The organism is Pseudomonas sp. NPDC079086, from assembly GCF_044542155.1.
Classification (GTDB): Bacteria; Pseudomonadota; Gammaproteobacteria; order Pseudomonadales; family Pseudomonadaceae; genus Aquipseudomonas.
Genome location: NZ_JBITTY010000003.1, coordinates 68,522 through 81,553, shown reverse-complemented (window position 1 = coordinate 81,553; position 13,032 = coordinate 68,522). Strand labels below are relative to the sequence as shown.

Annotated in this window: 13 protein-coding genes; 5 read left to right on the top strand and 8 right to left on the bottom strand. The window is 60.6% G+C overall.

Annotated features, from left to right (window positions below):
* Position 1: 1 nt before the first annotated feature.
* Complete coding sequence (locus ACIGEK_RS15110) at positions 2-502, top strand: plastocyanin/azurin family copper-binding protein (RefSeq protein WP_397494110.1); 501 nt, start codon at positions 2-4, stop codon at positions 500-502.
* 27 nt (positions 503-529) lie between these two features.
* Entirely contained in the window at positions 530-835 is a 306-nt protein-coding gene (locus tag ACIGEK_RS15105) for a copper-binding protein (RefSeq protein ID WP_397494109.1), read from the top strand.
* Between the two features lie 35 nt (positions 836-870).
* On the opposite strand, the gene ACIGEK_RS15100 is transcribed toward ACIGEK_RS15105, so the two are convergent.
* Positions 871-1,242 (bottom strand): glutaredoxin family protein, encoded by a 372-nt coding sequence (locus tag ACIGEK_RS15100; RefSeq protein WP_397494107.1) that lies wholly within the window; start codon positions 1,240-1,242, stop codon positions 871-873.
* Positions 1,243-1,376: 134 nt separating this feature from the next.
* Between ACIGEK_RS15100 and ACIGEK_RS15095 the strand changes: the two genes are divergently transcribed.
* Entirely contained in the window at positions 1,377-1,613 is a 237-nt protein-coding gene (locus tag ACIGEK_RS15095) for a DUF3820 family protein (RefSeq protein ID WP_397494106.1), read from the top strand.
* 131 nt (positions 1,614-1,744) lie between these two features.
* On the opposite strand, the gene mqo is transcribed toward ACIGEK_RS15095, so the two are convergent.
* The 6 genes from mqo to nhaD form a co-directional block, all read right to left on the bottom strand.
* The gene (gene mqo, locus ACIGEK_RS15090) at positions 1,745-3,340 is read right to left on the bottom strand and encodes a malate dehydrogenase (quinone) (protein WP_397494104.1); all 1,596 of its coding nucleotides are present in this window, start codon (positions 3,338-3,340) and stop codon (positions 1,745-1,747) included.
* Between the two features lie 373 nt (positions 3,341-3,713).
* Positions 3,714-4,262 (bottom strand): GTP cyclohydrolase I FolE, encoded by a 549-nt coding sequence (folE, locus tag ACIGEK_RS15085; protein WP_397494103.1) that lies wholly within the window; start codon positions 4,260-4,262, stop codon positions 3,714-3,716.
* An 86-nt stretch (positions 4,263-4,348) separates the two neighbouring features.
* Positions 4,349-4,906, bottom strand: a complete 558-nt coding sequence (locus ACIGEK_RS15080; RefSeq protein ID WP_275961526.1) for a Smr/MutS family protein — start codon at positions 4,904-4,906, stop codon at positions 4,349-4,351.
* 60 nt (positions 4,907-4,966) lie between these two features.
* Positions 4,967-5,287, bottom strand: a complete 321-nt coding sequence (locus tag ACIGEK_RS15075; protein ID WP_397494102.1) for a hypothetical protein — start codon at positions 5,285-5,287, stop codon at positions 4,967-4,969.
* Positions 5,288-5,410: 123 nt separating this feature from the next.
* Positions 5,411-6,007, bottom strand: coding sequence for a cysteine hydrolase family protein (locus tag ACIGEK_RS15070; protein WP_397494101.1), 597 nt, complete (start codon positions 6,005-6,007; stop codon positions 5,411-5,413).
* Between the two features lie 319 nt (positions 6,008-6,326).
* On the bottom strand, positions 6,327-7,556 hold the full coding sequence (nhaD, locus tag ACIGEK_RS15065; RefSeq protein ID WP_397494100.1) for a sodium:proton antiporter NhaD: 1,230 nt from the start codon (positions 7,554-7,556) through the stop codon (positions 6,327-6,329).
* 281 nt (positions 7,557-7,837) lie between these two features.
* Here nhaD and prmB point away from each other — a divergent pair, with 281 nt between their 5' ends.
* Positions 7,838-8,758 (top strand): 50S ribosomal protein L3 N(5)-glutamine methyltransferase, encoded by a 921-nt coding sequence (prmB, locus tag ACIGEK_RS15060; protein ID WP_397494626.1) that lies wholly within the window; start codon positions 7,838-7,840, stop codon positions 8,756-8,758.
* Here prmB and ACIGEK_RS15055 read toward each other — a convergent pair whose 3' ends face one another.
* On the bottom strand, positions 8,759-12,235 hold the full coding sequence (locus ACIGEK_RS15055) for a NahK/ErcS family hybrid sensor histidine kinase/response regulator (RefSeq protein WP_397494099.1): 3,477 nt from the start codon (positions 12,233-12,235) through the stop codon (positions 8,759-8,761).
* A 227-nt stretch (positions 12,236-12,462) separates the two neighbouring features.
* On the opposite strand from ACIGEK_RS15055, the gene ACIGEK_RS15050 reads away from it, so the two are divergent.
* Positions 12,463-13,032: a GNAT family N-acetyltransferase gene (locus tag ACIGEK_RS15050; RefSeq protein WP_397494098.1), complete on the top strand. Its 570-nt coding sequence runs from the start codon at positions 12,463-12,465 to the stop codon at positions 13,030-13,032.

The window sequence follows — 13,032 nt, the reverse complement described above, 5'->3', positions numbered from 1 at the left end:
CATGCAACAGACAGCTTATTTGCCGTTGGCATTCGCCCTGGCGGGCATGCTGCTTAGCGGCTCAGCGCTGGGCCATAGCGAACAACACGCTGCGCAGCACAGCGCTGCCGTAGTCAAAGAGCAGAAACCCTGGGGGATTGCCGGTGACCTTGAGCAGGTCAGCCGCACTATCAAAATAGGCATGAGCGACCAGATGCGTTTTAGCCCCGATCAGTTGGAGATCAAACAGGGCGAGACCATCCGCTTTGTGCACCGTAACCAGGGCAAGTCGCTGCATGAGTTCGTCCTGGGCACTCAGGTGGATCTGGATGCGCACGCGGCGATGATGGTCAAGTTTCCCGGTATGCAGCACGACGAGCCGTATATGGCCCATGTCGGGCCGGGGCAGAGTGGCGAGATCATCTGGACCTTCAATCGTGCTGGCGACTTCGATTTCGCCTGCCTGATCGCCGGCCACTACCAGGCCGGCATGGTTGGCCGCATTCGTGTGTTGGCCAACTAACCCCTTACTCAAGCAAGAGGATCGACCATGAAAAATTTACTGAGTGTTATCGCCTTGGCCTGCGCGCTGGCCAGCCCCGTATTTGCCAGCCAGCACAGCGCCTCGCCGGCCACAAGTCAGGGCGAGGTGCGCAAGATCGATGCAGCCAACCAGAAAATCACCCTGCGCCATGGGCCGCTGGCCAACCTCGGCATGCCGCCGATGACCATGGTGTTTCAGGTGCAGGACGCTGTTCAACTGGAGGGGCTCAAGGTGGGTGACAAAGTGAGTTTTGTTGCGCAGCAACAGGGCAGCCAGTTTGTCGCGAGCGAGTTGCAGGCTGCACAGCCTTGAGCTGTTGGGGCCGCTAGGCGGCCCCGATTGCCTGATCAGGCAGCAGCGAAGCGCTCGTCGAGATAAGCGATGATTGCTTTGGACTCATACATCCAGGTGCTCTGGCCGTTTTCTTCGATGCGCAAGCACGGCACCTTGATCTTGCCGCCTTGCTGTTCCAGCTCGCTGCGCGCCTGGGCGTCGTTCTTCGCGTCGCGTAGGGCCACTGGCACATTGAGTTTGTGCAGGGTACGGCGAGTTTTTACGCAGAACGGGCAGGCGTGGAATTGATACAAGGCCAGATTGGCGGCGTTTTGTTCAACAGCGGCTTGAGCCTCTGGCGTGCGTTTGAGCTTGGCCGGACGGCTGATCCAGTCGAGGAAGATGATCAACTGGCCGAGGCCGATGCGCAGTGCCTTGATAATCATGCTGGGGCAAACCTTGGGTCGATAAACAGGGGCGCGCAGCTTACCCGAGTTTGCGCCACTGGCGTAGGCGCTGGCCTGGGTCTGCGCCCAACGGCATACTCTGCACTCGATTGCCGAACCCTGCCGAGCCTGCGATGAAACCCGAAGACCTGCTGCTGCTGGTAACCCGCGAAATGCCTTTTGGTAAGTACAAAGGCCGTTTGCTTGCCGACTTGCCGGGTAATTACCTCAACTGGTTTGCCCGTGAAGGCTTCCCTAAAAACGAGACCGGTCGCCTGCTGGCGCTGATGCAGGAAATCGATCACAACGGTCTGTCGGGCTTGCTCGATCCGCTGCGCACCAAGCCGCGGGTGCCGTTCAAGGGCCAGTAGGCTGTTCGCCGCGCAATAAAAAACCGGCTTGTGGCCGGTTTTTTATTGCATGCCATCCATGGCTGCAGGGTGTGCCGCGCGAAGCGACGGTAAAAGGTGCTCCCGGCAATCTGCATTGCCCAGCAGGCGGCTTACTGCGCCTGGCTGACCTCTGGGGTGAGGGCCAGCGGTGGCACTTCAACGAACTCCAGTTGCAGGCGTTCGCTGCTCCAGGCGCGGGTCTGGTTGGTCAGCGCCAGGTCGTCGTTCAGCTTTTGGCCGTAAGACGGGATGATTTCTTTCAACTTGGTTTGCCACTCAGGGCTTTGCAGTTTGTCCTTGAAGGTCTTTTCCAGCACAGAGAGCATGATCGGCGCGGCTGTCGAGGCCCCTGGCGAGGCGCCGAGCAGGGCGGCGAGGCTGCCATCTGCGGCGCTGACCACTTCGGTACCAAACTGCAGGATGCCGCCATGTTCGGCGTCTTTCTTGATGATCTGCACGCGCTGGCCGGCCTGAATCAGTTCCCAATCCTCCGATTTGGCATTGGGGAAATACTCGCGCAGCGAATCCATGCGGTCTTCCTGGCTGAGCATCAATTGGCCCATCAGGTAGGTGCTGAGCGAGAAATTATCGATGCCGGCATAGGCCATCGGCAGGATGTTGTCGGTGGTCAGCGCGCTGAATGTGTCGAGCAGCGAGCCATTTTTCAGGAACTTGGTGGAGAAGGTGGCGAACGGTCCGAACAGCAGCACCTTCCGGCCTTCGATTACCCGGGTATCCAGGTGCGGCACGGACATCGGCGGCGAACCGACTGAGGCCTTGCCGTATACCTTGGCCTGATGTTGGGCAACAATTTCCGGGTTGCTGGTGGCGAGGAAGGAGCCACCGACCGGGAAGCCGGCATAGCCTTCGCCTTCACTGATGCCGGACATCTGCAGCAACTTCAGCGCGGCGCCGCCGGCACCGATAAATACGAATTTGGCGTTGATGGTTTTCTCGGCGCCGCCGTTGGCCAGGTCGACCACTCGCACGTTCCAGGTGTTGTCGGCGTTGCGCTCGATGCCGCGCACTTCATGCTGGAGGTTGAGGCTGACGTTGTCCTGCTGGCTCAGCGAGCCGAGCAGCTGGCGGGTGATTTCACCAAAGTTGACATCGGTGCCAATCGATACGCGGGTGGCGGCAAGCTTCTGCCCAGGCTCGCGGCCTTCCATCACCAGCGGTACCCATTCTTTGATCTGCTGCGGGTCTTCGGAATATTCCATGCCGCGAAACAGCGAACTGGCCTGCAGGGCAGCATGGCGCTTCTTGAGGAACTCGACGTTGTCATCGCCCCAGACAAAGCTCATGTGCGGCACGTTGTTGATAAACGAAGGCGGGTTGTTCAGCACCTTGCGTTCAATCTGATAGGCCCAGAACTGTTTGGAAATTTCGAAGGATTCGTTGATCGCTATCGCCTTGCTGATATCGATGCTGCCATCGGCCTGCTCAGGGGTGTAGTTCAGCTCGCAGAAGGCCGAGTGGCCGGTGCCGGCGTTGTTCCAGGCGTTGGAGCTTTCATCGGCGACACGGTCGAGGCGCTCGTAGATATCGATGCTCCAGCCTGGCTCCAACTCGTTGAGGTAGGTACCCAGGCTAGCACTCATGATGCCGCCGCCCACCAGAAGGACATCCACGGTTTTTTCTGGCTCAGGGTGCTTGGCGCAGCCGATCACGCTCAGGCACAGGAGGGTCAACAGGAGTTTTTTCATTAAACCAACCATCTTATCGGTGAAGTCAAAGTGACGACCTGCGCCGGCACGGGGTCAGGCGTGTGGCAATAGCTAGCGTGCCCGTCGGCGAACGACAGGCGCGGGGCGGGTGTGCAGGGCGTCGTGTGCGTAACGGCAGTGGCTCAGAGGGCGTTGACTGGCGTTACATGGGCTATTCGCAAAAAGCATGCCCGCCACTGCAGGGCCGCAGATTGTGGTGCGCTGGCGCAGTACCCATGGAGCGCACGGTGGTTTGGGTGGCGTGATCTCGCCATGTTCAGGCGGGTTTGTTGCGGCTTCTGGCGGGATATCGCCAGGCGGCAGGCAGAAAAAAACCGGCACGGGGCCGGTTTCTATGTGCAGCAGGGGCTGATCAGTTATTGATCAAACTGAGGAACTCGCTGCGCGTGGCGGCGTTCTCGCGGAACTCGCCAAGCATTACCGAGGTAACCATGGAGGAGTTCTGCTTCTCTACGCCGCGCATCATCATGCACATGTGCTGCGCCTCGATCACCACCGCAACACCGAGGGCACCGGTGACCTGCTGGATAGCTTCGGCGATCTGCCGGCTGAGGTTTTCCTGGATCTGCAGGCGGCGTGCGTACATGTCGACAATGCGCGCGACTTTCGACAGGCCGAGCACCTTGCCATTTGGGATATAGGCGACGTGGGCCTTGCCGATAAAGGGCAGCAGGTGGTGTTCGCACAACGAGTACAGCTCGATGTTTTTGACCAGCACCATCTCGCTGTTGTCGGAGCTGAACAGCGCGCCGTTGGTGACTTCTTCGAGGGTTTGCTGGTAGCCCTTGCAGAGGTACTGCATGGCTTTGGCGGCGCGCTTTGGCGTATCGAGCAGGCCTTCGCGGGATACGTCTTCGCCAAGTTGGCCAAGGATCGCGGTGTAGTTCTGTTCCAGGGACATGGACAATCTCGTAGGTCTTTCTAAAGGGCGCAGGTTAGGCCGCGTGGGTCGGGCTGGCAAGTGCGCAGGCCGCCAGCTGCAGGGGCTTATTCGTCGCGGCCATCCATCATGGTGCGCTTGAGCATCACGTATACCGCGCCGGTACCGCCGTGTTTGGCCAGGCAGGAGGTGAAACCGAGTACTTGCGGATGTTGGCGCAGCCAGGTGTTGACGTGGCTTTTGATCATCGGCTTGCGGCCGTCCATGCGCACGGCTTTGCCATGGGTGATGCGCACGCAGCGCACCTCCAGCTTATTGGCTTCGGCAATAAATTCCCACAAGGTGTCGCGGGCTTTTTCTACGCTCATGCCGTGCAGGTCGAGGCTGCCTTCAAAGCTGATCTGCCCCAGCTTGAGCTTGCGCATCTGGCCTTCCTGCACGCCGTTGGCGGCCCAGTAGAGAGGGTCTTCGGCGCCGACATCAATGACGAACTGGTCGGACAGGCCGTCGACCTTGACTGAATCCACGCGGGCCGTGGCCGCTTGGCGCAGGGTGGCCAGTTGGGCACGGTTGGGTTTGGGTTTACCGGTGTCGGCGCGGTCATGCTTGATCGGTTTGACGCCGCGCAACTCGGCTTTGAACAGGGAAAAATCGTCGTCTTGCATTTAGGCCTCCGCGAAGGCCGTTAGTGTACCCAAGCTACCGGCTTCCGTGCTTGTCTGGATCTAGTCGCGCTTTTTCATCAGGTGCGGCGCCATGCTCAGGTCGCTGGGGCGGCGCATACGGCGTCGGCAGCGGCGCCAGAGCATCACACCGAAGACCAGCAACAGCAGGCCAATGACGATAAATGTACTGGCTGCGGCTGGTGATTCGTTCAGCGGACCTAGCGCCGCAGGTTGGCCGAGCAAGGTGGCGATGCCGGCCATGCTCAGCAGCACGCCGAATGTGGCGAACAACGCCGCTAGACCTGCGCCCAGGCGCAGGCGCCAGTTGCTGGTATTGCGTGGGCGCAGGCGGCGTGCATCGAAACCATCGGAGTGTTTCATTCCGATTTCCTCATGCCAATTTCCTCGGTGGTTATCGGCGGTATGACCGACCTGGGCTGGCGGGGTTCAACTACGCCGCTCAGCTTTTGTGCAAGTTGCGAACTGCTACGCGCTGTCGGTTATTCAGATCAAGGCGCTGGCGCCAGGCACCACGGCGGCAAAATTGTCGGCCAGGGCGATCATCTCGGCGCGGTGCATCTCGGCGGCGCTAATTACTTGGCCATCGAGCGCCGGCAGGTCGCGGGTGGCGCAGGCCGCATCGACCACGGTGCAGCGGTAACCATAGTCCTTGGTGGCGCGCACTGTGGTGCTGATGCTCGAGTGAGTCATAAAACCGCAGACAATCAGGTCCAGATGGCCCAGGGCTTGTAGGCGCTCATGCAGGTCGGTGCCGTTGAAGGCGTTGGGCATGCGTTTTTCGACGATGATCTCGCCCGGCAGCGGAGCGGCTTCTGGCAGGTGCAGGCCTCGTGGGCCGCGTGGGTCGAGCAGGCCGTCGGGGATGCCCAGGTGTTTGACGTGAACAATGGCGCTGCCCAGGTCACGGGCGGCGGCGAGCAATTTGGCGATTTCTTCCAGCGCGGCATCCAGCCCCGGTAATTGCAACACGCCGCTGCGGTACTCCTCTTGCGCATCAATGATCAGCAAGGTCGCATTGCTCAGGCTGGCGGGCGCATGGCTGCGGCCAGTGAGGGCGAACATCGTTTTAGGGGTGGACATGGCAGGAACTCCAGGCTGGCATGGACAGTCCACCCATTGTCCGCCTGTGCTGCGCTGCTGTGAACCTTTGTAGTCGATGATCTTGCATGCTGCCTATGCGGCGAGCAGAATCGAGGGGCTGCCGAGGAACGGCGATTTCAAGCAAAGGAGCTGCAATATGAATCTGATTGCACTGTTTTCCGAGCATTTCTGGCTGTTGTTCGCCGTGGCGATTTCCATCGCTGTGCTGCGCGAATTGCACCTTAAACGAGACTAATGATGGCGTGCGCCAAAGCCGCATTCATCGACAAGCGCCAGGGCATGCCCTGGCGCTTTCGTTTCAGTACAGGCCAAACAGTTCGAACTGCAGGTACCAGATACCCAGCGAGCCGAAGAAGTTGACCAGTATGGCCGGGAGAAACTTCAGGTGCACGGCGAAGCTGTAGGTCTTGTCCAGCGACATCGCCATCACTCCGGCGGCTGAGCCGACCACTGTCAATGAGCCGCCAATACCCACCATCAGCGCATTCAGCGCCCACTGATTGAGACCCAGCTCGGGGTTTGACATCAGCGCGGCTGCTTCCACCGGTACGTTGTCCATCACCCCGGACGCGACCCCTAGCACCACGTTAACGGCGGTGGGGTGCAGCACTTCGAACAGCCGCGAGATATACGACAGCCAGCCGACATGGTTGAGGCAGGCCACCGAGGTGATGATGCCAATAAAGAACAGCAGGGCGTTCCACTCGACCTTTTGCAGTTGATCCTGCCAGGGCAGTTCGATGCCGCGGTGCATCAGCAGCCAGGCATACAGCGCAACGATGCCCAGGCCAATGCCGATGGCGAATTCGATGCTGACTTTCAGCACAATGTTGCACAGCACTGCGCCAAATACCGCGAAGAAACCAACGATCGCCAGGCCCGCTCCGCCAGGTTTAAGCGCGGATTCGGCCTGGTCGGCCACCTGAATCAGGCTCTGGCCATCGAGTTTGCGCAGATAGAAGAAATGCAGCGTGGCGGCGAACAGTAGCCAGCCGATCAACGCTGAGGGGATCAGCAACAGCAGGCCAGCGATGCTGATCTTGCCGGCCAGCACCACCATCAGGCTGGTCGAGGTGCCGAGAAACCACACCCCGGAGTTGGAGGCGACCACGATGTTGCACAGCGAAATATGCGTGTAGCGTTGATTGGTCGAGATGTTTTTCACCGTCTTGCCGAAGATCATCGCCGTGGTGATGTTGTTGAGAAACGGCGAGAGCAGCGCCGACAGCGCGCCGGTGGCCCAGAACATGCCGCGTGCGCCGAGGCCTTTGCGCATCAGGTAGCCATTGAGGGCGGTGAAGACGTTCCGCTCATTGAGCAGCTCGACCACCATCCACATAAACGCCATAAAGGCGATCAGGCCGAACAGCTCTTCCTTGATCTCGCTCTGCGCATGCAGGAAGAACTGAAAGCCATTGGGGTCGTAAAACGCGTAGTGGGCACCGATAACGATCAGGCCGGACATCATGAACATCGCCGGCTTGAACTTATCCATCTCCAGTTGTGCTTCAAAAACGATCAGCGTCATGCCAATCAAAAATATCGCCAGCACGAGCAAGCCCGTGATCGAAAAGGGATCTATGACCATTTTTAGGGATGTCTTGAGAAGGGAGGGAAGGGTTTAGAAATTGGTAACAAAATTATACTGATGAGCGTGATGCTTGGGCAGGTTTACTTTGTGACTGTGGTGGCCTTTATGGTCAGTCATGCAGCGCGGCGCTAAACAAGCGCTGCACCCTGCGCGGGCGGGCGCAGCAGGCTGCTAGAATGACGCACTTTTTTCTGCGGAGAGCTGCCGTGACCGACGCTATACATACCCACCCAACCCGCCTGCGTACGGTGCGCGACTACATTCGCTGGGCGGTCAGTCGGTTTCACGGCGAGGAGCTGTTTTTCGGCCACGGCACCGACAATGCCTGGGACGAAGCCCGCCAGCTGGTGCTTGGCGCCCTGCACCTGCCTTATGAAATCGCCGACAGCTACCTCGATTGCCGTCTGGAAGATGACGAGCACGTGCACCTGCACGCCTTGTTGGCGCGGCGTATCGATGAGCGCGTGCCGACCGCCTACCTGCTGGGTGAGGCCTGGTTCTGTGGCATGCCGTTTATTGTCGATGAGCGTGTACTGGTTCCACGCTCACCGATTGCCGAGTTGATCGAGCAGCACTTCGAGCCCTGGCTGGCGCTGGAGCCGGCGCGGATTCTCGACCTGTGCACTGGCTCTGGCTGCATCGGTATCGCCTGCGCTTATGAGTTCCCAGAGGCCGAGGTGGTGCTCGGCGATCTGTCCTATGAGGCGCTGGAAGTGGCCAACCAGAATATCGAGCGCCATGGCCTGGATGAGCGGGTGTACACCGTGCAGGGTGATGGTTTTGCCGGGTTACCGGGGCAGCGTTTCGATCTGATCGTTTCCAACCCACCTTATGTGGATGCTGAAGATTTCGCCGATATGCCGGCCGAATATCAGCACGAGCCAGAGTTGGGCCTGGCCTGCGGTGAAGATGGCCTGAACCTGGTTCGCCGCATGCTCGCCGAGGCGGCGGATCATCTGACCGAGAAAGGCGTGCTGATCATCGAAGTCGGCAATAGCCAGGTGCACGTCGAGGCGCTGTACCCTGAAGTTGACTTCACCTGGCTTGAGTTCGAGCGCGGCGGTCACGGCGTATTCCTGCTCGCAGCTGCGCAATGCCGCGAGCATCAGGCGCTGTTTCGCCAGCGCCTGAATGGCTGATTAACGCAGTTTCAGATGCCGGCTGATCAGGGCGCGTAAGGCGGCCGGTTTGACCGGCTTGGGCAGGAAGTCGAGGCCGGCGGCATGCACCTGAGCGATCAGCTCGGGGCGGCCGTCGGCGCTGATCACCACGCCCGGAAGCGGCTCACCCAGGCGCGTGCGCAGCCAGGCCATCAGCTCGGTGCCGGTTTCGCCATCATCCAGATGAAAGTCCACCAGCGCCAGTTGCGGCCGCACGTCCTCATTCAGCAGGTGCTCGCACTCCAGGCGATCACGTGCCGTCCATACCTGACACCCCCAGCGTGACAACAGGCTGTGCATGCCGGCGAGGATGCTGTCCTCGTTATCGATGCACAGCACCTGAATGCCAGCCAGCGCCTGGCCGTTGTGCTCGGGCTGGCTGACCAGCACGGGCGGCGCGGCGTGTAAGGCCTGGGGAATGGTGACGCTGAATACGCTGCCTTTGCCCGGCCAGGAGCGCACTTCCAGCTGGTGGCCAAGCACTCGGCACAGGCCATCAGCAATCGCCAGGCCCAGACCCAGGCCTTTTTCGGCGCGGGTCTGGTGGCTGTCCAGGCGCTTGAATTCCTCGAAAATCACTTTGCGTTTGTCGTCGGGAATGCCCGGGCCACGATCCCAGACTTCCAGGCGCAAATGCTGGCCCTTGCGACGCACGCCAAGCAGCACAGGGCCCTTGGCATAGCGAAAGGCATTGGTCAGGAAGTTCTGCAGAATACGCCGCAGCAGTTTGATGTCGCTGTCGACCCGCAGACGGCTGCCGCGCAGGCGGAAGTCCACGCCATGTTCGGCGGCCAGCACTTTGAATTCCGCACCGAGGGTGTCGAACAGGTTGTTCAGTACAAAGGCATGGCGATCCGGAGTGATGCGGCCGTTTTCCAGGCGTGAGATATCCAGCAAGTCGCTGATCAGGTCTTCGGCCGAACGTAGCGAATTGTCCAGGTTGCGCACCAGTTCACGGGTGTCGGCGGGCAGAGCGTCCTCCTGGTGGGAGAGGGCGGCGGAGAACAGCCGCGCGGCATTCAAGGGCTGCATCAGGTCATGGCTGACGGCGGTGAGAAAGCGGGTTTTCGACTGGTTGGCCGCTTCCGCCACGCCCTTGGCTTCGGTCAGCGCCTGGTTCAGTTGTGACAGCTCAAAAGTGCGTTCGCTGACCCGTTGTTCCAGGCCTTCGTTGGCGTCCTTGAGCGCTCGCTCGGCTTCGCGGAACTCTGTGATGTCGGTAAAGCTCATGACGAAACCGCCACCGGGCATGGGGTTGCCGATCAGCTCGATAACCCGGCCATTGGGGAACAGTCGCTCGGACGTGTGCGCGGTACCTTGGCGCATCCAGAACAGACGCTTGCTGACGTGCTCCTCGATATCGCCGCCGCCGAGCAGGCCGCGCTCGGCGTTGAAGCGGATCAGCTCGGCCACCGGCCGGCCCACATACACCTGGCCGTCGGGATAGTTGAACAGCTCGATATAACGGTGGTTCCAGGCCACCAGGCGCAGCGATTGGTCGACCACGCTGATGCCTTGGGTGATGTTCTCGATGGCGCCCTGCAGCAGCGCGCGGTTGAACTGCAGTACCTCCGAGGCTTCGTCGACGATGCGCACCACATCCTCGACCTGCATTTCGCGGCCTTCGATGGCCGCCTTGACCACTGCGCGAGTCGATGAGGCGCCGAGCACGCCGGCCAGCAGGCGCTCGGTGTGGGCGATCCATTCACTGTTGGCGGTCTGGCTGGGGTCGAAGCTCTTGCCCTGGCGGTAGGCGAAACGCATAAAGCTCTGCCGCGCACGGTCTTCGCCGACAAAGCGGTTGGCCAGCATCAGCAGGTCACCGACCTGTACCGCGAGCATGCTGCGGTTGCTCGGCTTATTGCCGAGGTCATGACCGATAAAGCGCCCGGCCTGCCAATGCTCTGCCACGCGGGTGCGCGAGAAGTAGGAGACCCAGGCAAACAGCAGGAAGTTACCGGCCAGCGACAGCACCACGCCACGGGTCAGCGCATCGACCTGAAAGCCGATCGGCCCGTAGAGCAGCGTGTGCACGCCCGGCAAGGCATCCGCCGGCCAGCCCAGGCCGCGCGCCACCAGCGGCATGACCAGAGTGTAGAACCAGATCAACGCACCAAAGAACAACCCGGCAAACACCCCCTGGCGGTTGGCCTGCTTCCACACCAGGGCGCCGAACATGGCCGGGGCCAGCTGGCCAATGGCGGCAAAAGACACCTGGCCGATGGTCGCCAGGCTGGCGTTAGAGCCCAGCAGGCGATAGCACACGTAGGCCAGCAGCAGGATCAGCACAATGCTTACCCGGCGTGCGGTCAGCATCCAGTGGCGGAAGGCCTCGAACGGCCGCTCGGTGTTCTGCCGGCGCAGAAGCCAGGGCAGCAGCATGTCGTTGGAAATCATCGTCGACAGCGCCACCGAGGCGACAATCACCATGCCGGTGGCCGCTGATGCACCGCCGATAAAGGCCAGCATCGCCAGCGCCGGATGGGCTTCAGACAGCGGCAGGCTGATCACAAAGGAATCCGGGGTGACGCCGGCCGGCAGCAGCATTTGCCCAGCCAGGGCAATGGGCACTACAAACAGTGCGGCGAGTATCAGGTAGGCGGGGAACACCCAGCGGGCCAGGCGCAAGTCTTTCGGTTCGATGTTCTCCACCACCGTCACATGAAACTGTCGCGGCAGGCAGATGATGGCGATCATCGCGAGGCCTGTTTGGGTCATCATCGCCGGCCAGTTGACGGTTTCCGCCCAGAAGCTCTCCAGTTCGGGGTTGGCCTTGGCTTGGTCAAATAGGTCGCCAAAACCGTTGTACAGGCCGTAGGTAACGAACGCGCCAACCGCGAGGAAGGCCAGCAGCTTGACCAGCGACTCGAAGGCAATCGCCAGGACCATGCCGCGGTGGTGTTCGGTGACATCCAGGTTGCGCGTGCCGAACAATATTGTGAACAGCGCCAGTACCAGCGACACAATCAGCGCTGTGTCCTGGGCGCCAGTACCATTGGCGCCTGCGCCGGCACCACTGAGCAGGTTCACCCCCAGGACGATGCCTTTGAGCTGCAAGGCGATATAGGGCAATACGCCGACCAGGCAGACCAACGCCACGACCACCGCCAGGGGCTGGGATTTGCCGTAGCGCGCGGCGATAAAGTCGGCAATAGAGGTAATGTTTTCCTGTTTGCTGATCATCACCATTTTCTGCAGCACCCAGGGCGCAAAGACCAGGATTATGATCGGCCCGAGGTAGATCGGCAGAAACGACCAGAGCTGTTCGGCGGCCTGACCCACCGCGCCGAAAAACGTCCAGCTGGTGCAGTACACCGCCAGTGACAGGCTGTACACCCAGGCGCGAATCTTCGGCGGCATGGGCGCGGCGCGGCGGTCGCCGTAGAAGGCGATGGCGAACAGAATGGCCATGTAAATCAGCGCAACCGCGGCGATCAGCCCGCTAGACAGGGTCATGCAAACTCCGAAAACAAACTATAGGGGGCTGCCGGGGTCTTATCTGGCAGCACAGCGGCTGCCCAGAGCCTACTGCATATGATTTGTCCCAGTCTCGCAGCAAAGTGACGGTGCGTCAGGCACGACCAAGGTCGCACTGGCGTAGAACTTGTTGCTGTTGTGGATTGTGCACACTTGCCGGCCCTGTTAGCGTGTCGCGCCTGCGACTCTGTCCGAGGAGGGACCCTATGTTCAAGCCGCAACTGATTACCCTGCAACGTGGCGGACTTCGCATCGAACCCATGGTCGATGCCGATATCCCGGCGTTGGTGAGCCTGGCCGAAGCCAATCGTGCAGAGCTGGTGCATATGAATGGCACCCAGCGTCTGGACTGGTACCGCGAAGGCCTGCTCGAACAACGCGAGGGTCGCGCTTTGCCTTTTGCCATCCGCCTGGGTGAGCAACTGGTGGGCACCACCCGGTTTGCTGAGTTTGTCAGCAGCCTGCCGGCTGCGGAAATCGGCTGGACCTGGTTGGACCGCAGCCAGCACGGCACGGGCCTCAATAGCACCATCAAGTACCTGATGCTCAAGCATGCCTTCGAGAACTGGCGCATGGTGCGTGTGCAGCTGAAAACTGCGGCGAGCAACCTGCGTTCGCAACGCGCCATCGAAAAGCTCGGGGCGCAGCGTGAAGGCGTACTGCGCAATCACCGCCGGTTGGCCGATGGGCGTCTGGACGATACTGTGCTGTACAGCATCACTGACCATGATTGGCCGGCGATCAAGCTACAGCTGGAGGCGCGTTTTATCGGTTAA